General features: G+C 43.0%; 22 protein-coding genes. All 22 read right to left on the reverse strand.

The genetic code is table 11. The annotated features are described in order from the left end of the window. Positions 1–11: 11 nt before the first annotated feature. Positions 12–584, reverse strand: a complete 573-nt coding sequence (locus QM968_RS04830; protein ID WP_195487497.1) for an MptD family putative ECF transporter S component — start codon at positions 582–584, stop codon at positions 12–14. Positions 585–598: 14 nt separating this feature from the next. Next, complete coding sequence (locus tag QM968_RS04835) at positions 599–1,291, reverse strand: methionine ABC transporter permease (protein WP_009731552.1); 693 nt, start codon at positions 1,289–1,291, stop codon at positions 599–601. Next, positions 1,288–2,355 carry a methionine ABC transporter ATP-binding protein gene (locus tag QM968_RS04840; protein ID WP_195326720.1) on the reverse strand — a complete coding sequence of 356 codons (1,068 nt, stop codon included), beginning with the start codon at positions 2,353–2,355 and terminating at the stop codon, positions 1,288–1,290. Before QM968_RS04840 ends, QM968_RS04835 begins: the two co-directional genes overlap by 4 nt. Further along, the gene (locus QM968_RS04845; RefSeq protein ID WP_414382688.1) at positions 2,348–3,721 is read right to left on the reverse strand and encodes a M20/M25/M40 family metallo-hydrolase; all 1,374 of its coding nucleotides are present in this window, start codon (positions 3,719–3,721) and stop codon (positions 2,348–2,350) included. The genes QM968_RS04840 and QM968_RS04845 overlap by 8 nt, the downstream gene beginning before the upstream one ends. 72 nt (positions 3,722–3,793) lie before the next feature. Further along, on the reverse strand, positions 3,794–4,657 hold the full coding sequence (locus QM968_RS04850) for a MetQ/NlpA family ABC transporter substrate-binding protein (RefSeq protein WP_414382691.1): 864 nt from the start codon (positions 4,655–4,657) through the stop codon (positions 3,794–3,796). Between the two features lie 24 nt (positions 4,658–4,681). Then, entirely contained in the window at positions 4,682–5,509 is an 828-nt protein-coding gene (locus QM968_RS04855) for an amino acid ABC transporter substrate-binding protein (protein WP_414325978.1), read from the reverse strand. Between the two features lie 120 nt (positions 5,510–5,629). Next, positions 5,630–6,775, reverse strand: a complete 1,146-nt coding sequence (locus tag QM968_RS04860) for an amidohydrolase (protein WP_414382694.1) — start codon at positions 6,773–6,775, stop codon at positions 5,630–5,632. A 146-nt stretch (positions 6,776–6,921) separates the two neighbouring features. Further along, complete coding sequence (locus tag QM968_RS04865) at positions 6,922–8,010, reverse strand: DUF4352 domain-containing protein (RefSeq protein WP_414382697.1); 1,089 nt, start codon at positions 8,008–8,010, stop codon at positions 6,922–6,924. A gap of 162 nt (positions 8,011–8,172) precedes the next feature. Further along, on the reverse strand, positions 8,173–9,084 hold the full coding sequence (locus QM968_RS04870) for a DMT family transporter (RefSeq protein WP_414382699.1): 912 nt from the start codon (positions 9,082–9,084) through the stop codon (positions 8,173–8,175). A gap of 111 nt (positions 9,085–9,195) precedes the next feature. Continuing rightward, the gene (locus QM968_RS04875; protein WP_414382702.1) at positions 9,196–12,894 is read right to left on the reverse strand and encodes a pullulanase; all 3,699 of its coding nucleotides are present in this window, start codon (positions 12,892–12,894) and stop codon (positions 9,196–9,198) included. A gap of 172 nt (positions 12,895–13,066) precedes the next feature. Continuing rightward, the gene (locus tag QM968_RS04880) at positions 13,067–14,107 is read right to left on the reverse strand and encodes a 2,3-butanediol dehydrogenase (protein ID WP_414382705.1); all 1,041 of its coding nucleotides are present in this window, start codon (positions 14,105–14,107) and stop codon (positions 13,067–13,069) included. Between the two features lie 108 nt (positions 14,108–14,215). Continuing rightward, positions 14,216–14,596, reverse strand: a complete 381-nt coding sequence (locus QM968_RS04885; RefSeq protein WP_009731562.1) for a hypothetical protein — start codon at positions 14,594–14,596, stop codon at positions 14,216–14,218. A gap of 98 nt (positions 14,597–14,694) precedes the next feature. Continuing rightward, positions 14,695–16,137, reverse strand: a complete 1,443-nt coding sequence (gatB, locus tag QM968_RS04890) for an Asp-tRNA(Asn)/Glu-tRNA(Gln) amidotransferase subunit GatB (protein ID WP_049474046.1) — start codon at positions 16,135–16,137, stop codon at positions 14,695–14,697. Beyond that, on the reverse strand, positions 16,137–17,603 hold the full coding sequence (gene gatA / locus QM968_RS04895; RefSeq protein WP_009731564.1) for an Asp-tRNA(Asn)/Glu-tRNA(Gln) amidotransferase subunit GatA: 1,467 nt from the start codon (positions 17,601–17,603) through the stop codon (positions 16,137–16,139). Before gatA ends, gatB begins: the two co-directional genes overlap by 1 nt. Beyond that, on the reverse strand, positions 17,603–17,905 hold the full coding sequence (gatC, locus tag QM968_RS04900; RefSeq protein ID WP_002884769.1) for an Asp-tRNA(Asn)/Glu-tRNA(Gln) amidotransferase subunit GatC: 303 nt from the start codon (positions 17,903–17,905) through the stop codon (positions 17,603–17,605). The genes gatA and gatC overlap by 1 nt, the downstream gene beginning before the upstream one ends. Positions 17,906–18,024: 119 nt before the next feature. After that, a complete protein-coding gene (locus QM968_RS04905; RefSeq protein ID WP_414382707.1) occupies positions 18,025–19,518 on the reverse strand; it encodes a glycosyltransferase in 1,494 nt (497 codons plus the stop codon). After that, complete coding sequence (locus QM968_RS04910) at positions 19,515–20,798, reverse strand: accessory Sec system glycosyltransferase GtfB (RefSeq protein WP_414382709.1); 1,284 nt, start codon at positions 20,796–20,798, stop codon at positions 19,515–19,517. The genes QM968_RS04905 and QM968_RS04910 overlap by 4 nt, the downstream gene beginning before the upstream one ends. A 26-nt stretch (positions 20,799–20,824) precedes the next feature. Beyond that, entirely contained in the window at positions 20,825–21,712 is an 888-nt protein-coding gene (locus tag QM968_RS04915; RefSeq protein ID WP_414382712.1) for a glycosyltransferase family 2 protein, read from the reverse strand. Beyond that, positions 21,699–22,922, reverse strand: coding sequence for a glycosyltransferase (locus tag QM968_RS04920; RefSeq protein WP_414382715.1), 1,224 nt, complete (start codon positions 22,920–22,922; stop codon positions 21,699–21,701). The genes QM968_RS04915 and QM968_RS04920 overlap by 14 nt, the downstream gene beginning before the upstream one ends. Before the next feature lie 112 nt (positions 22,923–23,034). Continuing rightward, on the reverse strand, positions 23,035–23,613 hold the full coding sequence (locus QM968_RS04925) for a cysteine hydrolase family protein (protein WP_009731569.1): 579 nt from the start codon (positions 23,611–23,613) through the stop codon (positions 23,035–23,037). After that, on the reverse strand, positions 23,613–24,401 hold the full coding sequence (gene codY / locus QM968_RS04930; RefSeq protein ID WP_009731570.1) for a GTP-sensing pleiotropic transcriptional regulator CodY: 789 nt from the start codon (positions 24,399–24,401) through the stop codon (positions 23,613–23,615). Before codY ends, QM968_RS04925 begins: the two co-directional genes overlap by 1 nt. Positions 24,402–24,588: 187 nt before the next feature. Continuing rightward, entirely contained in the window at positions 24,589–25,803 is a 1,215-nt protein-coding gene (locus QM968_RS04935; RefSeq protein ID WP_009731571.1) for a pyridoxal phosphate-dependent aminotransferase, read from the reverse strand. Between the last annotated feature and the right edge of the window lie 60 nt (positions 25,804–25,863).

The following is a 25,863-nucleotide window of genomic DNA, read 5'->3' on the forward strand; positions in this document are numbered from 1 at the left end:
TCTCCATCATATCATTTTCTATCTAGCTTTTGATAGACCAAAGATCCAAGAAGATAACCTAGTAGAGCTCCAAGAAGAAGGGTCAGTAAAAACCAGCTCACCGTTCCTATATTCGACGGTACCATAACGCGTTCAATATAATCCATCGACTTCCCACGTGCTAGTAAAGAAGCACGGTAACTAGACGGTTGGATCCACATCATAAGAATGGGCCCTGTCGTCGTAAAGGAAAAGAGGAGGAAAGACAGCGCATTGCCCAATTTCGACTGGTAGTGACCACGGCCTGCGACCAATTCTGCCAAAAGCCCTCCAACAAGAGCAGGCAGAAAAGCTCCAGCTCCATGACGAGTAAAAAGGAAAAAAGCACCAATCACAAGAGCGACTACTAGGATGGCCCCTGTTCGTTGAATTTTTTCAACATAAACTCGATAGATCCCTCCACCCACTAGGGCAGAGAAGGCTGGAGCATAAAACATGTTCCCTCGATGGTCAACCAGACTTCCAAGTAGGACACCTAATCCAATGGCAAGAAAATACAAGGCTGCAAAGGCTGCAACCTGCTTAAATTGATGTTTCTGTATCATGGCATTCTCAACCTTTATCGATGGCTAATTTTCTTGGATAGGAAATCCCCCATAAATTGGACCAACACAATGAGGATTAAAATCAATAAAGTCGCTACAAAGATGACATCATTGTTAAACATATTTTTACCATAGTTGATGGCTAAGGTTCCTAGTCCTCCTGCACCAACGGCACCCGCCATGGCGGTTTCCCCGATCAAGGAAATGATGGTCACGGTTGTCACACGGATCAAATCTGGAAGACCCTCACGAAGGTAAACTCCGACGATATCCCAGAAAGTGGCCCCACTGGCTTGAGCCGCTTCAATCACACCGCCATCCAATTCAGATAAGACCACTTGGACTTGGCGGGCAAAGAAAGGAAAGACTGCTAGGGACAATGGAACAAGAGCGGCTGTAGGTCCGATGGTATTTTTCAAAAGCAAGTAAGTCAATGGATTAATAAAGGCTAACAAGATAATGAAGGGAATGGCACGGAACAATGAAGTAATCTTATCCAAAATTTGGAAAACGATTCGATTTTCGATGACCCCACCCGGACGAGTCAAGACTAATAAAAGTCCTGTTACCAATCCTAAAAATCCTCCGATGAGAAAGGAAATAACGGTCATATAAAGAGTCAAGTAAATAGCGGTTCCCCATCCATATTGGCCAGACCACCCTAATTTATAAACATTTGGTAAATACGTTTGAATTAATTGGATCATGCTTTTCTCCCATCTTTCACAATAGTCACGGAAACACCTGCATTTTCTAACTCAGATTTAGCTGTTTCCAGATTTTGAGTCTCACCTGATAAGATAACCACCAATTCTCCGACAGGAGTGTGATCAAGGATTTCGATATTCCCAAATAAAATGTTGGCAGAAATTTGGTACTGTTTGTAGATATCATTCATGATGGCTGTATCTGTTACAGAGCCTGCATACTTGAGATGCGCTAAGATCGAATCATCTGGCAAGTTTTTAACAATGGCTTGTTGATTGATTTTCACCATGGCTTCATCGATTCCTGTTGCGACTGTGATGAAGTCTTGGGTCAAAGCATTTTTAGGATTTGAGAAGATATCTAAAACAGAACCTTCTTCGATCAATTCACCATTTTGCATCACGGCTACGCGATTGGCAATGTCTTTGACAATTTGCATCTCATGGGTAATCAAAACAATCGTTAAGCCAAGCTTTTTGTTCAACTCTTGCAACAAAGCTAGAATTTGCTTGGTCGTCTTCGGATCCAAGGCTGAAGTTGATTCATCAGAGATCAAGATTTTTGGATCATTGGCAAGGGCACGTGCAATGGCCACCCGTTGCTTTTGTCCACCAGACAATTGGGCTGGGTAATTTTCTGCACGGTCTGCTAGACCTACTAGATCCAATAATTTCGCAACTTTTTCATCCTTTTGTTCTTTATTTAATTTAGAATGTTTGAGAGCGAAGGCTACATTTTCTGCGACGGTCATTTGAGCCATCAAGTTGAAGTGTTGAAAGATCATCCCGATATCCCGACGTTTCTCCCGAAGAGCAGCTGGTTTTAAGGTCACCTGATCTCGATAAATCACATCTCCATCAACAGTGATAGTCCCTGCGCTTGGTACTTGGAGGAGATTGATTACCCGAACCAAGGTTGATTTTCCAGCTCCTGAATACCCGACAATCCCATAGATATCCCCTTCATTGATGTGAATGGTCACATCTTTAACGGCTTGGATCTGACGTTTCTTTTGCTGGAAAGTCACATCAATGTGGTCCAGCTGAATCATTGCTTTACTCATAACTTGCTATTAACTCCTTTATCAATTCAATATGGGTGTAATAATCTGCGATTTTCACATTTTCGTCCCCCCCATGATCACGGCTGTTGGCATTACCAATTCCAAAGGCTGCCATGGGGACTTGCAAGGCCTCAAAGACTGTATGCATAGGCCCTGTTCCGGCTGTTGTCGGAAGAACAGAAACTCCTTCTCTATAGAAGTCTTTGGCCAGCCGAATCACATTTAAAATCGAAGGGGCACTCATATCACTACGGTAACTCATTTCCCCGAGGGTGTAGACCAATTCTACCTGATCGTAGCCATTTTTCTTCAGTTGCTGCTTGATCTTCTCCAAAACATCTTTGGGATCCAGGCCTGGAACCAAGCGTACTTCCATCTTGGCACGCGCTTCTGCTGGAAGAATCGTCTTAACGCCTTGGCCTTGGTAGCCAGAGCCAATCCCTTCAATATTCAGAGCTGGTTCAAAATAGAAACGACGCAAGAATTCCTTGCGATCTTCCTTCAAGATGGGAAGGGTCAAGCCATAGGTCCCTGCTACATCTTCTGGAACCTTGTTGGCATATTGTTCAATCAAGGCTAACTCGCGTTCATTGGGTTCTTGAATCTGATCATAAATCCCATCCACTAAGATCCGACCTTCTCTATCGCGTAAACTTGCGATTGCATTTATCAAATACCAGGAAGCCGAGTCTACCACGCCACCATAACTAGAATGGAGATCCACTTCTGCACTCTTCACCACCATATCAAAGGTCACAATCCCCTTGCTACCACCGGAGATTTCCAGTTGTCCTTGATTGTTTCGGGTTCCTTGTTCCCAGACTAGAAGATCTGCCCCTCGCAAGTGCTTCTTGTGTTTGGCCAAATATTTATCCAGGTCTGTCGAAGCAGACTCCTCTGCTCCTTCGATGATAAAAGTGATATTGACCGGTAAGTCTCCTCTTTCACGAATGTATTTTCGCAGGGCTGTGAGACGAGCCGTAATGTGACCTTTATCATCATCGACCCCTCGGCCATACATGGTTCCATAATGGACCGATAAGGTGAAGGGATCACTGCTCCATGGTTGGTCTCCATCCGCTGGGACCGTATCATAATGATTATAAAAAATGATGGTCTTGGCATTTGGATTTGCAGAGAAAAATTTAGCAATGACAAAGGGAGCTGTATAGCTATCATCTACTTCCACTTTAGCTCCTGCAGCTGTAAAAATTTCTCCTAAATAATTGGCCACTTCCTTGAGACCAACCTGTTGAGCAAAGATCGATTTTTTTGAAATTAAGGTCCGCAAGACTTCAAAATAGTGTTGCGCAACCTCATCATTTTCAAATTTACGGATTTGTTCCGCTTCTGTAGCAAAAGGCATGCATTCCTCCTAATACGAGATAAGAGGTAGAGAATTTCTTCCCCACCTCATTCATACACTAGAGACCGTTTCTTAGAAGACTGGTTGGTCCATCCCTTCTGAAGATTCTTCGATCGCTTTTTTCACATTGTCTTTGTGATAGGCATCGATGATTTCTTTGATTGCTTTTGCTTTGTCAGATTTTTCCCAATCTTTCTTAGCAGCAATCAAGTTGTACCATTGTTTTGAGTTGTTGTCTTTCTTTTCAACATAGATCGCTTTTTTGAAGTCAACCCCTGCTTCACGAACGAAGGTATTGTTGATGACAGCAGCATCTACTGAAGGAAGAGCAGAAGGCGTTTGAGAAGCATCCAATTCAGAAATCTTCAAATCTTTTGGATTTTCTTTGATGTTTGACACGTTAGCCAATTGGCCATCTTTGGTATCCAATTTAATCAAACCTGCTGATTGCAAGACATACAAGGCACGGCTTTCATTTGTTGGGTCATTTGGTACGGCAATGGTTCCACCTTTTGGAATTTCTTTGATAGAAGTGTATTTATTTTTACCGTTTTCTGTACCAGAGTAGAGACGGATTGGAGCAATGTAAGTATCTGCTACTGCAACAAGGGCATTGTCGTTTTTAGAGTTCCAGTTATCCAAGAAGTTGTAGTGTTGGAAAGCATTGATATCTACACTACCATCTTTTACAGCCACGTTTGGTTGTGAGTAGTCTGTAAATTGAGTGAATTCCAATTTGATCCCTGTTTTAGCGTCATCCAAGTTCTTTTGAACTTGATCCCAACGAGCTTTTTCAGTGTCGCTCAATGTCATGACACCCACTTTAACTGTTGTTTCACCATCTTTGCTAGATGAGTTTGAAGAACCACATGCTGCAAGAGCAAACGTTGCGACAGCTGCAAGAGCTGTTAAACCAAGAATTTTTTTCAATTTCATTTTGAAATCTCCTTTAAATAAATATTATTCTTTAATATCTTTTGCTTCTGGTAGATAAGTTCCACCAAAGTATTTTTTAGACAATTTTTCAAGGGTTCCATTGTCATAGAGTTCCTTGATACGTTTGTTAACGAATTTTTGAAGGTCTTTATCCTCTTTTGCAATGATTGGATAAACATAAGGCTGTTGGTCACTTGGAAGCTCGATCACTTTCAAGTTGTCATAGCCTTGATCTCGAATGATGGTATCTACAGAAATACGTTCGAAGATCTTGTAATCGGTACGACCATCCGCTAGATTGGCCATGATGGTTTGAATCGTTCCATCTGTGTATTGCAAGTCAGTTGGATTATCTGAATGTTTTTTATTGAAATCTTCTAATTGTTTAGCAGTAGATGTTCCTTGAACCACTTCTGTTTTCTTGCCACCAATGTCATCCAAAGATTTAATAGAAGAATCTTTTGGTACGACCAATACTAATGGATTACGAGCATATGGATTTGGATAAAGGTATTTTTCTTCCCGCTCTTTTGAGTAGCTGATGTTGTTGGCACCGATTTGGAAACGGTCACTATCTAAGCCAGCAAAGACTGAAGACCACTCTGTTTTGTTAAAGTTTACTTCATATTTGTCTGAATCTTTGAAGATTTCACGCAAAACTTCGATTTCATAACCGGTTAGCTTGCCGTCTTTTTCTTCGTAAGAGAAGGGTTTAGTTGTTCCAACAGTCCCAACTTCAATTGTTTTCTTGCCACTGGCAGATTTACCAGATGAACATGCTACTAAAGCACTGGTTGCAAGGACTGCAACTAATCCTAAAGCAGAATACTTAATCATTTTTTTTAGATTCATAGGATCTCCTTTTTGGTTTCAGGCACATAAAACGCCATCTTAAAAATATTCTTCCATTTTATCAGAATCGCCGCCTCTTGCCTATTATATATTTTTTATGGAGGTGATAGGTTTTATCTATCACGCTTCCTTATCCTTAAAATACCTCAATAAGGCTTGCGCATTTTCTACATAATAAGGAACCGATACCTGAAAAGCTGCATCATCAATCGTCATATGGTCATGATGGAGGTCTGGCGCGTCTGGCTCACCATTGGACCCGATAAAGGCAAATACTCCAGGGATCCACTCCTGATAAAAGGCAAAGTCTTCTCCAGCTGTAGATGGGGTTGCTGGAATCACCTCAGCCAGACCTTGAGAAGCATCCCAAACCAGCTGAGTCAATTCCTCATTGTTGAAGGTGACAGGAGGTGTTACTCCCCACTCAAAAGTTACATCGACTTCCAAGCTTTTTGCGGTATGGCGAATAATAGAAATGAAGCGTTCCTTTAACTCTCTTTGCAAACTCGGGTTAAAGGAACGAATGGTTCCTTCAAAATAGCCAGATTTAGGGAGAACATTCCATGTAGAACCCACATCTAGATGCGTAATAGACAGGACAGCTGTTTCAAAAGGAGAAACAGTCCGTGAAATCAATAATTGTAGATTCTGAACCATCGTCGTAACAGCTGTCACAGTATCAGCTCCCAAGTCTGGTCTCGCCGCATGGCTACTAACCCCTGTCACAGTTACCTTGAATTTTTCGACCCCTGCCATCATGGCTCCTGCATTTAAGGCGAGTTGGCCTGCCTTTAGCTGAGGCATATTATGAAAACCAATGATCCCTTGAACATCCTCCAACAGTCCTGTTGCTAAAACTTCAGTAGCTCCTTCTGAAATTTCTTCTGCTGGTTGAAAAATCAAGCGGACCGTTCCGTCTAGCTGGGCTTCTTTTTCCTTGAGAAGAGCTGCAGCTCCTAGAAGACTGGTTTGATGGAAATCATGGCCACAAGCATGCATAACTCCCGGATTCTGGCTTTGATAAGGTAGACCGGTTTGTTCTACTATTGGAAGAGCATCGATATCTGCTCGAAGCGCTACCACTGGATGACCAGTTCCAATTTCCGCAATCAAACCGGTTTTTAAACCACTCTCTAACACACGGATTCCCAAGCCTTCCAAACGGTCCTTTAGGAAGGCTGTTGTTTGGTATTCTTGACCAGATAATTCTGGGTGTTGGTGTAGATAATGGCGAATCTCTCTTAATTCTTCATAAGAAAAAGCCACAAACCTTCATCTCCTTTCATACTTGAAATTATTTTATCACTAAGAAGGGCTCCCGTCTAATTCCTGTTTCTTGGGTTTTGATATAGTTTCAAACTATAGAGCAAAAACACCCCTAGATTTCTGTCCTAGGAGTGTCTTCTTCATGATTAAGAAAGATTTCCCTCAAATTTTTCCATAAAGCTATCACTATTATAGGCTTTTTCCACTTCCCATTTGCCATCTTTCTTAACAAAGGTCAACTGGTAGTCGTTTTGATCCGGCGTCGTCAAGGGGCGATCCGCAAGAGAAGCCATCATTTCCTCTCTATAGGCTTTGTTTTGAGCCTGATTGGCCTCAATGATACTCGAATAATCTTTCCGATGTTCTTGATAGAAGGTCTGCATGTGGTTTAAAATCGTCTTTTCCATGCTGACAGTCTCAGGATTTAGACTAATGACCACCTTGTCCGGGAGATATTGTTTAACCTTATAGGTTAATTTAGCGCGCTTTGCATTTTCCTTTTCATAAGCATCGATAAACTGGGTCACTTCTTCTTCTGGGAATTGGTAATCGTGTAGTTTACGAGTAAAATCAGCCGCAAATTTCGCACGGAAATCACTGGCTTCCTTTTTCAAATCAGTTCCCAAAACAAAAGCATCATCCTTTTTGACCTTTCGTTGGCCACTAAAGTAAACTTGATTGATGTATTCATCAGCTAGAAGGGTGGAAGCTTCCACCTTGTCCTCATACTGAGAAGAATCCACCGCAAATTTTAGAGGCTTCGTTTTTTTATCAGAGCTATAGGTTTTTCGTTCATACTGCACTTCGTATTTTTTGCCTTTTTCGACTGGAAAGACGATATAGCCGGTTAATTTTTTATCCTGGGCCAACTGATCACTCTTGAGCAATTGGAAGGTTTCCGTTTGGTCATAAATTCCTGACTGCAATTTGACCTTGTTATTCTCCGCATCGTAGATGGTGATATCTGAATCTGACACGTTAATAGATTCTTTAGCAACATTCTTAAATTCTAATTGAAGGGCTAAATAAGTGCCGTCTTCTGAGTCATTGAGGACAGGCGGTTTGATGTATTGCCCTCCTTTTAGGCTCAGCTCTACTTGACCGTCAGATGCTGAGCTTTTCGCTGCTTTTTCCGTCTTTGATTGCTGCGAATTTGTCTTTTGAGCAGTGGTGCCACAAGCTACTAGACTCAAGGTTGCAGCAGCAAGAATGCTCCATTTATATATCTTTCTCATCAGGATCTCCTTTAAAAATTTTGTTCTATTTTAACATCTTTTTCCATCTATGTATACGCTATCTAGTGATATCTACCTCCACAAGGAACCCTGATCAGAAAAAGGCTGAGACTTCCGTCTCAACCTTCTGATTCCTATAATAAGGATCCTTTTCGGCCTTCTTTACAAGATTCCTTTTTCTTTTTGAATCAAGAGATCCTTGAGGGAGATCAAGAGAACAGCTAGAAGAATCATGGCCATTCCAATCACATCAACCATAAAAAAATGCTCCTTCATAATGACAAAGGCAAAGAATACTGCCGAAATAGGCTCAAAGGAAGCCAGCAAACTTCCTTTAACGGCTCCGACCAAAGAGGTGCCTTTCAAAAAAGCTGTATAGGCAAAAATCGTCCCAATAACCACCAAGCCAAAAAGGGCCATCCAGGTATCGAGTCTGTAGTTTCCAGAAGAAGAGAGAAGGCCACTAAAAGGGAGCATTAGGATTCCTGGAATAGTCATCCCAACTCCAATCACCAGCATACTTCCCCATTTTTGAATCAAGTTCAGAGGTAGAATGATATAAAGGGCATAGGCAAAGGCAGACACCACTCCCCAAGCTAAACCTTTGGGATTGATGGCCAGGTGGTTGAGCTGACCATGTGTTGCAATTAAGAATGTGCCTCCAATCGCTAAAAGCATCGAAACTACTTCCGCTAGTGTAGGGGCCACCCTATCCTTGACACAGGTATAGGCTAAAATTCCCACTGGACAGAGATACTGTAACACCGTAGCTGTCCCAGCATTGGATTCAGCAATCGCCTCTAAATAGGTCAGCTGAGTCAATAACAATCCTAAAAAGGCAAAAACAAGGAGGGGAAGGTAGGAAGATTTATCTTTGACAAAGGCCAAAAACTTCTCCTTGTCTGCAACGTAGGAAAGAATAATGAGGATAATACCAGAAAACAGCAAACGAAGATTTGTTAACCCAATAGCCGAAAATCCATGAACCATTAAATATTGCCCGCTAACTCCGGATAGTCCCCAAGCAATTCCCGCTATTAAAGTAATCAGAGTCCCTTTTAGAGTTGTAGACATACTGCCTCCACAAATATTTTTTACATCCTAATTGTAACATAAAAATCAGCCCAAATGGGCTGATTTACTGTAGGTTTTAAAAAGTATTTTTAAGGCCCAATATAGAAGATTTTAATCTTCTTTTCTCCCCTTCTTTTTCATTCCAAATCCGAGACTGCCTAAGAGAAGAAGCCCAGCCAGACTAGTAAGGTTGGAGCTGGTTTCTCCTGTTGCAGGAAGCAAGCGAGTAGGACTTGTTTCTTCTCCATGTTCAACTGACCCGGAGTCAGGATGAGGAGCTAAAGCTTGAACTTCTGTCTCCTCTTTCTTTTGAGCAAGGAGTTGTGGCGTCGGTTTAGCAGTTTGTGAAGGAAGGACTTTGTCTGGAGATGGAGTTGCCGGTGTATGGTATTCAGGTCGATCCGAAAGTGCTGGATTTTCAGCTTCTTCCTTAGTAGACAAACGCAAGACAGTTGCTGTCAAAGCATCCAGTCGAAGTCCTTTTTCTGTCCAAGAGATTCCTTTTGGATCAGTTAGATTGCTAATACCTGCGCGTTCCCCATCCACTAGAACATCCGCATTTCTAAAGCGTTCTAGGTCAGTTCCTAGAGCAAAGTCACGCGCCTTAGTATCTGCATTGACCAACACCAAGTATACTTCCCCATTGCTTGCAGTGATTTGGTAGCCAATCACCTGATCCTCTTCTTCCACACCATTCTCACCTGGAATCGTCAAGAGCTTGACGCGACTCTTCACTTCATCCATATTATCCATCCGGAAGGCATCTGTTGACTTACGAAGGGCAATTAACCCTTTGGTGAAGGCCCGAGAGCGTGTATTCTCTGGATAGAGGTCTTCATTGGTTGCTTTTTCCCAATCAAAGTGGTTGATGGCATCACTTGAGTCATAGGAATCATGGATAAAGTAAGGGTAGTCAAATGGTTTTCCATTTTCATCGACCAACAAATGAGATTTGTTCGGAACCTTGTCATCGGAAACAGGCGTGCGGTAAGCTGGATCCTTGAACTGCTTGGTCCGACCATATTCTTGACCAGAATGAAGGAAAGGTGTTCCTTGAGCTGTCAAGACAAGCAGATTTCCGAGACGCAAGCGACGATGAATCTCTGCATTATTTGCTGGAATGCTTGGATCCTTCTTGATAGACTGAGCGATAATATCAAAGAGGGTCAAGTTATCATGGGCTGCAATGTATTGGATAACATCACCTGGACTATCTGCCTCAAAGTTGGTTGGTTGTGCGATGAGATTCTTAAAGATAGTCGCAATTTTCCGTTTTCCATTGGTGATAAAGGCAGGTTGTCCCTCATTTGGATAGCCAGATTTTAGATTGTTTCGAACATCATCCGAGAATACTGCAACGGTATCTGTTTTCTTCATCCAGGATTGGTCAGCTGGTTGTACCGGGCTGTTTTCATCACCTGCATAGGTCACCCAGCCTTCTCCCAACATGATGAGATTTGGATTCAGAGCCCGGGCTGCCTTGTAAGCTTCTTCGATAGAGGCTGCATCGTGGTCTCCCATCATGTCAAATCGGAAACCATCCACCTTATATGTATCCACTAAATACTTGATCGAATCAACCAAGACCCGTTTGGACATGTAGTGGGTTGTTCCCAAGCGTCCACCACCAAAGCTTGTCCGGGGCGTACCGTCCGCATCCATGAAATGATAGTAATTCGGCTCGATATCCTCAAAGATGTCCACGTTAGCTGTGTGGTTATAGACAACGTCTAGTACCACTCCCATTCCACGTTTGTGGATTTCATTGACCAAATTCTTGAATTCTTCAATCCGTTTTTGAGGATTGCTTGGATCTGTTGAATACATCCCTGACAAGGCGAAGTAGTTCTGTGGATCATAGCCCCAGTTGTAGTTGCTATTGCTTGATGCATACTCTAACAAGCGCTCGCTATTTTTTAATTCATTGACATGGTAATAAGACAGAACTGGTAAAAGTTGAACGTGCGTTACACCAAGATCTTTGAGGTAATCCAATTTTTCAACAAAGGAAGCAAAGGTCCCAAACTGGCTCTTAAGCTCTGACGCCAAAGCCGGATCAGAAGTGAAGTCGCGGACATGGGCTTCATAGATGATGGCATCTTCCCGTTTCTTGAAGTTTGGAATGGACGCATAGGTTAAGTCACTCGGACCTAATTTACTTGGATCTACAAAGGCTGCTTTAGCTACCTTATGGACATCATCTGTCTTGGCCAATTCACTGTTCCAAGCTGCTAACGATTTGGCATAAGGATCAAGGACTGTGAAGGTTTTCCCTTGGCGTTCAATTTCATACTGGTAGAAATAGCCCGTATAATCTTGGATATCCAGTCCTGAATCAGCAGAAAGGGTCTGCTTCCAAGTACCTCTCTCCCCTTTTTCTAAAGCCACACGACCAACTAGTTTTTCAGAATCATTCTTATCGTAGACGACTACGGATACTTTATCTGCACTTGGTGACCAGAGGGTGAGATCCACTTTTTTCCCAGCTTCATGAAGATGAGCTCCGAGAGTTCCATCATAGCTATAAGCTTCATCCTTGAGGCGCCAGTTCATTTTGGTTGTGAAGCGGTCATTGTCGTATTGAACCGTATAGGATTGATCAACCTGAGAGAAATCCCCTGTATAGGTTACTTTCTTCCCTGCTTCATCTAAAAGAAGGTCTGAGATGGTGACAGGATTTCCCTGAGCATCTGTGATCTTGGTCCGCTTGAGCAACTCCTCTTTCTGTGCTCCTGCCAAAGTCGAGAAGCTGGCCTCAATTTTTTCTTTTCCGACATGTTGAGCACCCGTCATACGGATATCGTTGACATAGTATGGGTTAGTGTAAACAGTCGGATCATCGTCTCGTAAGAAAATTTGGCTGTGGTTCTTCAAATCAGCAAATTTATAATCTTCTTGTCGAATTTTCACATCGTCTCCAGACTTGCTTTCGTCCAATAGTAAGAAACCAAATTCTTTTGCAGCTTCCTTTAGGGGGATATCGATGTAACGACCATATTTCCCTATCGCTGTAAAATCTGTCCCATCCGGCCAAGCAGCACTGCTCGGATTCTCTACATCTCCCCAATACCAGAGAGATTTTTTGTCATAGTTGCCATCTGTCCGGTAATAATTCACTCTGACAGTCCCCTCTGCTTGAGGCTGATAAGAATAGACTTTAAATTTGTCGTCCAACCAAGCTTCATTCATTTTTGGCGAGAGCAATTCAATGGACTTGTCGCCTGTGATATTGTCCCCTTTAACATTGTTGATAAGGAAGCTAATCTTTTTCGCCTGCTCATTTTTGAGCTTGACATCTAGGTAATAGCCGTAGTCATCCGTCTTAGCGTCCTTAAAGGATTGGGCACCTGTCGGCCAGTTTTCCGATGGTTTTTCAACATCATCCCAGGTCCAGAGACCTTGCGTTTCCTTGTTTTCTTCTGGTAGCTTTTTCACGTGAATTCGGATAGTCTGATCAGCAATTGGCTCCTCTGCCTTCTCAGCCTTCTGAGTTGCCACTCCTTCAGTGAGTGCGCTTACATTTTCAGGCGTTGTGACACTTTCATCCGCCACTTTTGGGGTTTCACTTGTCTCAGTGTTCGCAGCTACTTTCCCATCAGATGAAGAAGTGCTTGCTTCATTAGAAGGGGCTGTCAGCACCTCTGAAGCTGATGCGGGGGTATTGACTACCTCATCCGCACTGACCGGACCAGCAAAGGCTGTTAATAGGGCTAGGCTTGTCGCAATCGCCACCGAACCAACACCATTTTTCAACCGACGAATCGCATAGACGACTTGTTTATCGCCTGTCACAGAAGAATTCTGTTTCATATCTATTCTATCTCCTTAAAATGATTAGTGTTCAACCAGTATAGCATGGAAAAATTATTTATGCAAGCGTTTTCGTAAAAAATCATACCTCCCTTTTATCTTTTTTGGAAGCAATGAAGATCATAAAAAAACCAGTCCACATGGACTGGTCTAATTCCGTTTAGATGGTGAATTATGGCTCAACCAAAATCTTGATTTGGGCTTTATCTTGTGTTAATTCAACAAATCCTTCTTCAACGATATTTTCCAATTTAATTTTCTTGGTCACTAATTTCTCAGCAGAGAAATAACCTTGTTCCATCAGTTCCAACACTTTAGGGAAGATATGACGGTAGGCAATAATTCCTTTAAGAGATTTTTCTTGGATAGCGAATTCATTTGGATTGATGCTCGCTTCACGTTCCCAGATAGATACGACCATACATTCCCCTGCCTTATGAACAGCTGCAAGGGCTTGACCTAAAACAACTGGAACCCCAGTAACTTCATAAGAAACATCTGCTCCACCACCTGTTAAACGATGGATGGCTTCGACGATTGTTTCTCCTTCTTCTGGGCGAACAACGATTGCTCCCAATTCTTCCGCTTTTGCTTGGCGTTCAGGAGATAATTCAACCGCATAGATTTTTGATGCTCCTGCTGCACGAAGGGCTTCAACAATCAAAAGACCGATTGGACCCAAGCCAAAGATAACGGCTGTATCCCCAGTTTTCAATGCAGATTGACGAACGGCATAAACAGCCACAGCTGCAGGTTCTGTAAGCGCAGCTTGTTCATAGCTCAAGCTATCTGGAATCACATGCACAAGATCACCATCAAGCACACAATACTTCGCAAAACCACCATCTGCTGCTAAACCAACAAAGTTCAAGTTTGGATCAAGGTTGTAGTCACCGATTAAGTTATGTTTTGCCAAAATTGGTTCAATCGTCACACGATCCCCAACTTTGACACGAGTCACATCGCTTCCAACCTCAACAATTTCTCCAGCAAACTCGTGACCGAGGGTAACGGGTGCTTTTTGACCAGAATAAACATGCTCTTCTGTTGGAATGAAGATTGGCCCATCCAAGTATTCATGCAAGTCTGTTCCACAGATTCCCGTGAATTTGACCGCAACCTTTACTTGATGAGGTTGTACTTTAGGGACTTCCACTTCCTCGATACGAACGTCCTTCTTGCCATGCCAGCGAGCAGCTTTCATTGTTTCCATATGATTCTCCTATTTTTCCATGAATTGCAATTCCCTTTCAGGAAACCCGACAACCATATTGTAAACCTTTTCACAAACTTTGTCAAGAAGAAACAGACAGTTAATATCTTAATTATCGGTCCGAGATGACTCTAATTTCCAACCGACAATCCAGCCCAGAACAAGAAGATAATTTTCAAAAGCTCCAATAGCATTTACTGGCAAATGATAGTTGAGATAAGCAAATAAATGATTGGTCCCAATCCCAAGCCCACCAATGATCAAGGCCAATAGTACCGTTCGAAGATAGAACCAATCATATTTGAGATTGACAGCAATGAGAATCACAAGAACTGCCACATTCCAAATCCCAATCTCTCGCTGCCAACCGACAGAAACACCATATCCTGAATGACTTCCCATATAGGATGGAAAGAAGAGCTGAAAAATAATGGCTCCAGACATGGCGATGATAACTAGGACAAATAAGGCTCTTAAAAATTTGTTCATTTAACTTCTCCTAATGCTAGTTGATATGTAATGGTCTTTCCTATTCTAACACAATTTTATGGATAGAAAAAACCAACCTCTCGGCTAGTTTTTCTCTATTACTCTTCTTTCAACTTCGCCAATTCTTGGGCAAGTAACTTGAGGGCTACTTGTGGGTTGGCTTGGCCTTTGGTTGCTTTCATGAGGAAGCCGGTAAAGGCCTTGTCCGCATTCCGCTTCCCTGACTTGAAGTCAGCTACGGCTGCTTCATTGTCTGCGAAGACTTGGTGGATGATAGGGATCAAGACTTCCGGATCTGAAATCTGTACCAATCCAGCTTTTTCGACGTATTCACGCGCACCGCCACCGTTTTTCGCTAAGTGAACGAAGACTTTCTTAGCAATCTTAGATGAGATGGTTCCATCTTCGATGATGGCAATCATTTCGACCAAGTTTTCTGGTGTCAATTGGATTTCTTCTAGTGTTTTTCCTTCAGCATTCAAGAATTGCGCCACTTCACCTTGGAGCCAGTTTGACACTTGTTTAGCGTCTCCGCCAAGGGCTACGGCTGCTTCAAAGAAGTCAGATGTGACTTTAGTAGCTGTCAATTGATTGGCATCATAGTCTGACAAGCCAAGCTCCGCCACGTAGCGAGCACGGCGGTCTTTTGGAAACTCAGGCAACTCTGTGCGCATTTCTTCGATCCACTCATCTGAGATTTCAAACAAGGGAAGGTCTGGTTCTGGGAAGTAACGGTAATCCGCTGCCCCTTCTTTTACCCGCATAAGAATCGTGCTCTTGTTGGCCTCATCATAACGGCGTGTTTCTTGACGAATAATCCCACCTGAACGCAAAATTTTTGCTTGACGCTCCACTTCGTATTCAAGACCTTTACGGACGTTTGAGAAAGAGTTCAAGTTTTTCAACTCCGTCTTGGTACCAAATTCCTCTTGACCGTAGGGGCGAAGGGAAATGTTGGCATCGACCCGCATCGATCCTTCTTCCATCTTGACGTCAGAAATACCTGTGTATTGGATGACTTCTTTGAGAGCTGTCAAATAAGCGTAGGCTTCTTCAGGAGAACGCATGTCTGCTTCAGATACGATTTCGATCAATGGCACCCCTTGACGGTTAAGGTCTACATAAGAGAAGCCGTCTGTTCCATGGGTGTTCTTACCAGCATCTTCTTCCAAGTGGGCCCGTTCAATCCCGATTTTCTTAGTTGAGCCGTCTTCTAGTTGCACTTCAATCCACCCATTGTAACCGATAGGCTCATCAAATTGCGAAATTTGGTAAGCTTTTGGATTATCAGGGTAGAAATAGTTCTTACGGTCAAAGTGCATGTGCTGGTGGATATCCATATTCAGGGCCAAAGCAGCCTTAATACCAGCGTCCACAACACCCTTGTTCAAGACAGGAAGCACCCCTGGGAAAGACCAGTCGATCACATTGGTATTGGCATTTTGCTCGTTCCCAAAGTGGGCAGAGGTTGGTGAGAAAATTTTTGAGTTTGTATTCAATTCAACGTGGACTTCAAGTCCGATGACTGTTTCAAAGTTCATTAATTGTCACCTCCGAAAATAAGGGGTTGTTGCTTGTGGTAATCCGTCGTTGCTTCAAAGGCAGCTGCAGCTTGGTAGATGGTCTCTTCCGAATATTTCGGACCAATCAACTGCAAACCAACTGGAAGACCTTGCGCAAAACCTGCAGGGATTGAAATTCCTGGAAGACCTGCCAAGTTAACTGGAATGGTCAAGAGGTCAGCCAAGTACATGGCAACCGGATCATGATTGAGCGAATCCAAATCAAAGGCCACACTTGGAGCTGTTGGACCAAGAATGAGGTCGTAATCTGCAAAGACTTTTTCGAAGTCTTGGATAATGAGGGTCCGGACTTGACCAGCTTTCTTGTAGTAAGCATCGTAGTAACCAGATGACAAACTAAAGGTTCCCAGCATGATCCGACGTTTGACCTCATCACCAAAGCCTTGGCTACGAGTGTTCACGTAGATATCATCCAAGTTTTTAGCATCTTCGGCACGGAAACCATAACGAATCCCATCAAAACGTTGCAAGTTTGAAGAGGCTTCTGAAGAAGCAATGATGTAGTAAACGGCAACCCCGTATTTAGAATGTGGCAGGCTAACTTCTTCGACAGTTGCTCCCAATTTTTCAAAGTGGTTAGCAGCGTTTAGGATGGTTTCTTTGACTTCTGGGTCGATCCCTTCCCCGAGGTATTCCTTCGGAAGGGCAATCTTCATACCTTTAATATCTTGACCGATTTTAGAAGTAAAGTCTGCTACACGAACAGGTGCAGAAGTCGAATCCTTGTCATCTGCACTGGCAATGACATTGAGCAAGAGCGCATTTTCCTTAACGGTTGGAGCAAACGGTCCAATTTGGTCGAGTGAGCTACCAAAGGCAATGAGACCGAAACGAGAAACTGTTCCATAAGTTGGTTTGAGACCGACGATTCCGTTGAAGGCCGCAGGCTGGCGAATAGAACCACCTGTATCTGAACCGAGGGACAAACGGACTTGCCCTGAAGCTACAGCAGCTGCTGAACCACTAGAAGATCCACCAGGAACCTTGCTGTGGTCCCATGCATTCTTGGTTGGTCCATAGTATGAAGTTTCACCAGATCCACCCATGGCAAACTCGTCCATGTTGGTCTTCCCGATGACAATCATATCTTTGGCTTTCGCATTGGCAACAGCTGTCGCATCAAAGATTGGCTCGTAGTTGTAGAGCATTTTTGATGCCGCAGTCGTCAAGATACCATCTGTTGAGATATTGTCTTTGACAGCGAGTGGAATTCCTGACAGCAGGTTGTCTGCATCGATTCCTTTTTCATCAATGGCCTTAGCTTGTGCAAGGGCAGCTTCTTCGGCCACCGTTACAAAGGCATTGACGGCTTCTTCACGCACCTTGATATCGTCAAGCGTCGCTTGTGTCAATTCCGTTGCTGAAATTTCCTTAGAGACAAGGAGGTCGTGCAACTCTTCAATGGTTTTATGGTTGAATGACATTAGGCATCTCCTCCATCTTCTAGGATAGCTGGCACCTTGATGTAGTAATTGTCTTTTTCAGGTACATTTTTAAACAAACGGTCGCGGTCAGTGCCTTTTTCAGCGACATCCGGACGCAATACGGTCTTACGATCCGCCATAGTCGTTGTTGGGGCAACACCTGTTGTGTCCACTTCTTCCAACAATTCCACCATGTCGACAATCTTCGACAAGGTTGTCGCAAACTCAGCTGTCTCTTCTGGAGAGAATTTCAATTTTGAAAGATTGGCAACGTGGGTTACCTCTTCTTGCGTAATTTTCATCTTGCTTCCTTTCGTGAAATGATGATTTTTCAATACCCTCTATTTTACCATAATTTAGCCTAATTTGCTTGCCTTAGAAAAAATCTGCAGGACTTTTTTGTCGCTACAGATTCTTCGTTTTACATTTCTTTTCTGTCCAATTGGCCCATCTCTATTAGCATCTGCTTCCAAACTTCTTGGACCTTCGTTTTGAGGTAGCAGGAAGCTAGGTCATAAGAAGCCTGATGAAATGGTGCTAGATCCCTATTAAAGAGTTGCACCAGCTTGTCTGCTAGTTCTTTGACCAACTCTTCTTCTGGCCTCTGCCCACTATAAGGTACCAGATAGCCATTTTCTCCCTCTTTCATAAAGGTCGGATTACCATAACGGGCATCAAATCCAAGCAAGGCTAAACCTGCTCCAGCCGCCTCCATCAAGGTCAAGCCAAAGGTTTCCCACTGAGAAGTGGCTAGGTAGACCTGGTAGTGAGGATAAATCTGCTTGAGATCTGCATGACCACGTAGGTGAATATAGTCTTGCGCTTCCAACTCCTGAATCAAGTGCCGTAAGTTGTCCGCTTCTCCACCCTTCCCATAAATATCGAACTGAAGGGCCGGTATGTGTTTATGAGCTTGAGCTACCACTCGAATGGCCAAATCGATGCGTTTCCTTGGATCCAAGCGGGAAGCTGTGATCACACTAAAGGGACGTCTATCTCCTGGTGATTCTGTCAATTCTTCCAAATGGCCTACTGGAATGCTATAGATTGGAATATTTTCGCACTCTTGCTTGGCAAGTGTCTGTTCCAAGACTTCTTTTTGTGCCTCCGTTGCAGTGATAAAGTAATCAAAGCGTTTGGCATACTTGAACACATAATAGTACTCATAGTTGAGCTGGCCATTTTCAAATTCGTGCTCTGAATGAAACACCATGGCTAGCTTGGAAAGATCATCTTTCTCCATCAAAGGGCGGGCAAAATCCATGCGAGAAGCCCGGTCAAGTAAAACCAAATCCTCTTCTTTTAGAGAAAGTTTTAACAAAAAACGTCTCATCACTTCCGTATGACTGGTCAGGATCTCAGGCCCTAGTTTATAGAGCCAGTTTCCGCTTAGCCTCAATTCTTCAAAGGCGATACGGCCATCTTGATGGTGATAGGTCCGTCTAACGACACTTCCATATTGAAAATACTCTGTAGCAATTTTACAAGCCCCATAATATTCTCGCTTGAGGATACTCCCATTAGAAAGATAGTCGACATAGCGGACACAGTCTTTATGATAGGGATCCAGATGAAAGGTCAGAGCGCTGTTATCTGCAAATTGATAGCGAATGGCTCTTTCTGTTTTTTCAGAAACATCCAAACGCGTCAACTGAAAATCCATCTGCAAGGCCCCAACTGTCTTTTGAGGGACTGTCGTTTCTTGATCTGTAAAAGCTAGATGGGCGAAGAGCAATTCCTCATCCCGGTGCCCTAAAGAAAGGTAATAAGCTAATTTCTCTGGAGTGGGCCAAGTGGTAAAGATGAACCTAGCTGCCACCCCCAAATCGCGGAGCATCCTAGCTCGAGAAGCCTGCGCCACATCGACGCCATTAGGCTCAAACCCCACTAATAGGTTAAAGGTATATACGGTCATCCTTTCCCTCCCTCTAACTGCTTAAAGATCTCCATCAGAGCTTCTTTTTGAGGAAGTTGCAAGATTCGTACTTGCTCTCTCAAGAGTTCTTTATAGGACTCTGGATGCTGGACTAATGCTCCTAATCGAGCTTTCATTTCTTCTACCGAAGATGTAATGGTAGTCAATTCTTTGTAGGCTTCATGGTGCACAGTGCTCTGCAACCCAAGCAAAATTTGCCCATTTTCAAGAGCACGTATACTACTGTTCATCACTTCTTCCCCTTGGTTGCAATCCAGATAGAGGGAGCAAGTCGCTAGTAATTCCTCGTAGTTTTCCATCGAAATTCCCGGATAGAGTCGCACATTGGGACAAGGATCCAAGTCTGTTAATTTTGGTCCCATAGCTGTCAAAGCAGCAATGTGAAAGGTCACTTGTGGAAAATCGTGAACGAGGTCTGCTAAGCCTTCAACCTCTTGAGAAGCTGTCATGACCAGTGCTTCTGGCTGAAACTTCTCCTGGTCCACGTCTACGAATCCTGAAAGACTGGTGTATCCTTCTTTTTTCTCATGTAAATGAGCAGCCTCCAGCACCAGGATCTGCTCAACCTGCTCTTTGATTCCTTCTAGGTCGGCACCTGTACTTGTACACAAGGCAAGTCGTTCCTTAGGCAACTCTTTCACAAAAGCTAGCAAGCTCTGATTCATTAAAAGGATGGCTTCCTTTTCTGGCAAGACTTGTTTCAAAACGGCTCTCTGCAACTCTTCTTTATTAGCGTACAACTGGTCTCGTCCCTTAGAAGTTTGATGCAAAAAGGTCCCTTGCAAGACAAAATGGAGCAGCACTTCTTCTTGTTGACGATTCAAATAAATCTCTAAATAAGGTTGAGCGCCTTCATTGAGAAGGCTTTGCTGACTTCTCCAGCCATAACGGTTGTAAAAATCAATGGATGCGATTTCTTCTTTCTGACCAAACCACTCTACTCGATCAACGGTTCGCGACAAAAGGTCCTCTCGCAACACGATATTGGCACGACGTTCCTCACCATCAAACAGATAGGTTGTGATCCCAAGTGTCCAACATTCCCATAATTCAGGAACTGAGAGATCATTAAAAAATAGTGGTTCCCCAATTTTTGACGCCGGGTCTGTTTGGGTAAAAAAGGTCGCAAGACTCTCCGTCTCTTGATCCAAATCCGTTTCCAAATTAGTGATGAACACACGGTAGGGCTGACCTAGTTTGTCCAATAATTTTCGCAAATGGTTCAGCTCTCGAGTCTGTTCAGCTGCAATAATGAACATGCTAATCCTTTCTCATCAATAGATGGTTAGTCCTTTTTTTCAATGAAGTTGAGGTTCATCACCACGCGCTCATAGGTTTCTGATCCTTGTAAGCCTGCTTCTTCTAATTTTTCAAGGGCCCGTTTCAAGCGCGTTTTGTAAATATAACGATGCCAGGTTAAATCGTAACCTAACATACCCAGAAGTGCCAACTTTTCTTGCTTAGCTTCCATCTCATCTAGTACACGCTTTTCCGTCCAGACTTGTGAGAGGGTATCTGAACGGCCCACACGATACCAATAAATACATTTCTCCGTATGAACCACTCGATCGGCTTTTAAAAAAATCTTGTACATAAGGAAGTTGTCCTCTACATTTTTTCCGACCGGAAAACGAAGCCCTTCAAATAAGTTACGCTTATAGAGCTTCATCATAGCACACGCCCAGGCCATATCTCTGGTCTCCTGAATGGCATCGTGCTCCAAAATCCCTCTCCCCTCATAAAGGGTTTCTGAATAATCAGCATCCGTTACCTTAATCAAGTATTTGCTACTACTCTCATCATAGAGGTTATAGTTGGCTACTGAGACATCCGCATCATACTTCTGAAGCTGACCATAAAGCACCTCTACATAGTCCTCCGTCACCCAGTCATCTGGATCAACAAAGGTGATGTAATCTCCAGTCGCTAACTCAATCCCTGTATTACGGGCAGCTGATAAGCCACCATTTTCTTGACGAATATAGCGAATGCGAGCATCTCGTTTAAAAAATTCCTTGCAGATTGCTTCTGAATTGTCTGGTGAGCCATCATTGACCAATATGATCTCTAAATTCGGGTAAGTCTGATGGATAACCGTCTCCAAACATTGCCTCAAATAAGCTTCTACATTATAAATAGGAATGATGATACTGACGACTTCATTTGCTTCCATGATTGTCCTCACTTTTCTTTAAATAATCGCGAATCGCTGCCACCATCTCCTGTACCTGGTCATCAGCAAACACTTGGTTCTCCCCATTTTCTACATGATTGGTTCCCTCAAAAGAAAAAATTGGGATGCCTTGTTGGCTGAGTATTTGCGTGATTTGATCGACCTCACCATAGGGATTGATATCCAAATAGAAATCTAATTTTTCTATAACCTTTCGACTAGTCAAGGGATCAAAGGAAGGGTATAGAAAGAGGTTGGGGTAGCGTTCCAATTGCACCAAGTTAAAGCCAAAATGACTATGAGCAAGAACATGAATCGTGACATCTGGTAGCTCTTTTAACAGAGTCTCTAACTCATGGATATCAGCTGTATGGGTATAAATGGCCGCATGATAAGGAAAAGTTCCCACTAGATCTTGATAGTTTTGCTTCAAAATCGGTTTTCGAAGCAAAATTTCCTCCCAAGAGAGGGCATAATAAAACCACCATAATTCACGAAAACGATTGAAGCGTTTGGAGGTCCATGGTTTATTATGAGAAGTGTAATGAATGACCGCAGGAATCCCTTGAAAGGCTTCATACCAATCCAAGTCCCCATAGAGGTACTGATCCTTATCAGATCCTACTTGTAGATTATAAGTCCAAGGCAATGGATACCAAGCATCTTTGAAATACAGATTTAAAATCCCTTGATCTCCATAGACCTGCTGATGGTGCTCCTTGGTGAGGTCAAAGAGGACCTCTGTCACCTGATGCTCTAGCCACCAAGCCTTATCAATCACCAAAAGTCCAGCATTAAAACCATCTGTCGTCGTCGGCTTATCGACCACTGCACCCAGTCCATAACCTTTTAGATCGACCTCAAATAAAGGCGATAAATCCTGTGTAAAGATCATATCACAATCCAGATAGAGGATTCGCTCTTCTTCCACAATCTCTGGAATAGCGTAACGGAAATAGGTTGCATAGTGAATATGGTTACTTGGAAGCGAAAAGGACTGGAATTGCTCGGGAGACATCCGACAATTGATCACTTCTGAATCCAACTGGCGCAAGCGCTGATTCATGATAGCAAACCACTCAGTTGGTAGATCTTCATTTAAGACATACATTTTCAACTGGTCCTGATGGGCACACAGTGACTTCATAGCGGTTTCCAACTTCTCCATATAAGATAGATTGGCTGAAAACACGACAGCTTTTTTACTCATAACTTCCCCTTTTTTCTTTCATTAGAATACCATTTTCAAGTGAGGAAAACAATTTCTAAGCCCCAAAAAAGAGGCCTAGACAAGTGTCTATGACCTCTTTTACATCGGTTTCTTATTTTTTGTCTAATACAGCTAGTGTATCGTCCACCAAACTTGCCCCTAAGACATGCTTGAAGTGATTCAAAGCAAACTGGTGATTTTCAGGAGTAAGCGACGCCACTGCAGGCTCCACCACTTCGATCTGATAACCCAGATTGTAGGCATCAACCGCTGTATGAAGGACACAGATATCGGTCAAGACACCCGTCAAAATAACGGTATCCACATGACGTTCACGAAGGCGGATATCTAGATCCGTCCCTGAAAAAGCAGAATAATGACGTTTGTCCATCCAAAAGACGCGTGGATCCGCTTTGTGCTCCTGATAAAAATCTGCTAAAGGGCCGTACAAATCACGTCCACTAGTCCCAATGATATTATGGGGTGGGAAGAGCTTGCTTTCAGGATGAAAAGAATCGTCTACATCATGCGCATCAATAGCAAAAAAGACATAGGCTCCTTGATCAAAGGCTAATTGGGTCACCTGGGCAATGCTCTCAGAAATGGCTTGGGCGGGAGCTCCTGCCGTTAGCTTACCTTCATCCGCTACAAAATCAACGGTGTAGTCAATCGAAATTAATGCTTTGCTCATTAGTAGTCTCTTTTCTTAATTTCTTCAAAAATATCTGGGATCAAAACTTTGAGATAAGTTCCCTTCATCCCGAGTGAACGACTTTCAATAATACCAGCTGATTCCAATTTCCGAAGCGCATTGACAATCACAGAGCGGGTAATACCGATTCGATCCGCAATCACAGAAGCAGTTAACTGTCCTTCATTCCCCTTCAATTCCCCAAGGATGGCAGAAACCGCCCGCAGTTCAGAGTAAGACAAGGTATTAACAGCCATATTGACCGCTGTCCGGCGACGAATGTTTTTCTCGTCTTCCTCTCGTTGGAAGTTCAACATTTGAATCCCAACTACGGTACTGGCAATCTCAACCAGGATCAAATCATCATCGTCAAACTCTTTATCATTGCGCCAGATAATCAAAGATCCCAAACGAATCCCAGATACGTGGATAGGAGCAATGGTCGTTAAGCCATCAGGAAATTCAGACTTGGTCTCTACCGGAAAGACGGTCAAATCATGCTCGATTGGAAGGTTGGCTTCCGTATCATAGACCAAACTCGCTGCCTTAGCGTAATCTTCCGGCAACTTTTTATTTTCAAAAAAGGCTTCTACCCGGTCATTGTTGGTCTTATAACGCATGAAATAACCAAGCAGCGTTCCCTTGCTATTAATGATACAGGCATTACAGTGAATGATATCTGCCAATTGCTGGGCAATATCATTGTAAGGCATCTCGACTTGTAACTGCTCATCCGTTCGTTTCAAGATAGATGTAATTTTACGTGTTTTATCTAATAAGTTTGCCATAATAAACCTCGCATATAGTCAGCTAAAGTATATCATATAAGCGGAGGAAATTCAATCAAATTATCTGAAAATTATTTATTTTTTCTACAATTATGCGCAATTCAGAAAAATGTCAAGGAGATAACATCAATTTTATAGAATAGATCAAAAAAGATTGAAGATCTTCCTCTTCAATCCTTCGGTTTGATTAGCGTCTATATTGTTTCAAGAAGCGGGTCATTTTTTCTTGAATTTGAGCCAATTCATCTACACGTGGTAGGTAAACGATCCGGAAGTGATCTGGGTCCTTCCAGTTAAATCCGCGTCCATGAACCAAGAGAATTTTTTCTTGTTTCAAGAACTCTAAAACAAATTGCTCATCATCATCGATCCGGTACATTTCCCGATCGATCTTAGGGAAGATATAGAGACCGGCTTTTGGTTTGACTGCTGAGAGACCAGGAATCTCATTGATGGCTTTGTAGATAAAGTTACGTTGCTCGTAGATTCGTCCACCTGGAAGCAAGAGTTCATCTACAGATTGGTAGCCTCCAAGGGAGGTTTGAACAACTTGTTGAGCCAAGACGTTTGAACAAAGACGCATATTGGACAACATATTCAAACCTTCAATATAGCCCTTCACATGATGCTTGGGTCCAGATAGAACCATCCAACCAACACGAAAACCTGCAATCCGGTGAGATTTTGACAAACCATTCATACTCACACAGAAGAGATCCGGTGCTAGACTCGCGATAGCCGTGTGTTTTTCACCATCCATCACCAAGCGGTCATAAATTTCATCCGCAAAGATGATCAAGTTGTTTTGACGAGCAATCTCAACAATCTCAAGTAGAATCTCATCTGGATAGAGGGCCCCAGTTGGGTTGTTGGGATTGATCACAACGATGGCTTTTGTATTTGAGGTAATTTTCGACTTGATATCCTCAATATCTGGATACCAATTTGCCTCTTCATCACAAAGGTAATGGACTGCATTCCCACCAGCTAGACTGACTGCTGCTGTCCAAAGAGGATAGTCTGGCATCGGAATCAAGACCTCATCGCCATTGTCGAGCAGCCCTTGCATGGACATCACGATCAGTTCACTCACTCCATTGCCGACGTATATATCTTCGATATCCACATTAGGAATTTTCTTTAACTGGCAGTACTGCATAATAGCCTTGCGGGCTGAAAAAATCCCTTTTGAATCCGAATACCCTTCACTATCACGCGCATTCATGATCAAATCATGGATCACTTCATCTGGTGCTGTAAAACCAAACTCAGCTGGGTTCCCTGTATTTAAACGGAGAATCTTTTCCCCATTTGCTCGCATGCGCATAGCTTCTTCCAAAACTGGACCACGAATATCATAAGCGACATGTTCGAGTTTGCTTGATTTATTATATTCTTTCATATTCTGCCTCGATTCACGAAATTATCTCTATTATACCACTAGTTCAAATAGAGTACAAAC

This window comes from Streptococcus sp. OMI870 (assembly GCF_047460295.1).
Classification (GTDB): domain Bacteria; phylum Bacillota; class Bacilli; order Lactobacillales; family Streptococcaceae; genus Streptococcus.

Excerpts from the sequence above, each read along its gene's own strand:
- QM968_RS04830 (WP_195487497.1), bottom strand. The coding sequence starts at position 584 with ATGATACAGAAACATCAATTTAAGCAGGTTGCAGCCTTTGCAGCCTTG.
- QM968_RS04835 (WP_009731552.1), bottom strand. The coding sequence starts at position 1,291 with ATGATCCAATTAATTCAAACGTATTTACCAAATGTTTATAAATTAGGG.
- QM968_RS04840 (WP_195326720.1), bottom strand. The coding sequence starts at position 2,355 with ATGAGTAAAGCAATGATTCAGCTGGACCACATTGATGTGACTTTCCAG.
- QM968_RS04845 (WP_414382688.1), bottom strand. The coding sequence starts at position 3,721 with ATGCCTTTTGCTACAGAAGCGGAACAAATCCGTAAATTTGAAAATGAT.
- QM968_RS04850 (WP_414382691.1), bottom strand. The coding sequence starts at position 4,657 with ATGAAATTGAAAAAAATTCTTGGTTTAACAGCTCTTGCAGCTGTCGCA.
- QM968_RS04855 (WP_414325978.1), bottom strand. The coding sequence starts at position 5,509 with ATGAATCTAAAAAAAATGATTAAGTATTCTGCTTTAGGATTAGTTGCA.
- QM968_RS04865 (WP_414382697.1), bottom strand. The coding sequence starts at position 8,010 with ATGAGAAAGATATATAAATGGAGCATTCTTGCTGCTGCAACCTTGAGT.
- QM968_RS04870 (WP_414382699.1), bottom strand. The coding sequence starts at position 9,084 with ATGTCTACAACTCTAAAAGGGACTCTGATTACTTTAATAGCGGGAATT.
- QM968_RS04875 (WP_414382702.1), bottom strand. The coding sequence starts at position 12,894 with ATGAAACAGAATTCTTCTGTGACAGGCGATAAACAAGTCGTCTATGCG.
- QM968_RS04880 (WP_414382705.1), bottom strand. The coding sequence starts at position 14,107 with ATGGAAACAATGAAAGCTGCTCGCTGGCATGGCAAGAAGGACGTTCGT.
- QM968_RS04885 (WP_009731562.1), bottom strand. The coding sequence starts at position 14,596 with ATGAACAAATTTTTAAGAGCCTTATTTGTCCTAGTTATCATCGCCATG.
- gatB (WP_049474046.1), bottom strand. The coding sequence starts at position 16,137 with ATGAACTTTGAAACAGTCATCGGACTTGAAGTCCACGTTGAATTGAAT.
- gatA (WP_009731564.1), bottom strand. The coding sequence starts at position 17,603 with ATGTCATTCAACCATAAAACCATTGAAGAGTTGCACGACCTCCTTGTC.
- gatC (WP_002884769.1), bottom strand. The coding sequence starts at position 17,905 with ATGAAAATTACGCAAGAAGAGGTAACCCACGTTGCCAATCTTTCAAAA.
- QM968_RS04905 (WP_414382707.1), bottom strand. The coding sequence starts at position 19,518 with ATGACCGTATATACCTTTAACCTATTAGTGGGGTTTGAGCCTAATGGC.
- QM968_RS04910 (WP_414382709.1), bottom strand. The coding sequence starts at position 20,798 with ATGTTCATTATTGCAGCTGAACAGACTCGAGAGCTGAACCATTTGCGA.
- QM968_RS04915 (WP_414382712.1), bottom strand. The coding sequence starts at position 21,712 with ATGGAAGCAAATGAAGTCGTCAGTATCATCATTCCTATTTATAATGTA.
- QM968_RS04920 (WP_414382715.1), bottom strand. The coding sequence starts at position 22,922 with ATGAGTAAAAAAGCTGTCGTGTTTTCAGCCAATCTATCTTATATGGAG.
- QM968_RS04925 (WP_009731569.1), bottom strand. The coding sequence starts at position 23,613 with ATGAGCAAAGCATTAATTTCGATTGACTACACCGTTGATTTTGTAGCG.
- codY (WP_009731570.1), bottom strand. The coding sequence starts at position 24,401 with ATGGCAAACTTATTAGATAAAACACGTAAAATTACATCTATCTTGAAA.
- QM968_RS04935 (WP_009731571.1), bottom strand. The coding sequence starts at position 25,803 with ATGAAAGAATATAATAAATCAAGCAAACTCGAACATGTCGCTTATGAT.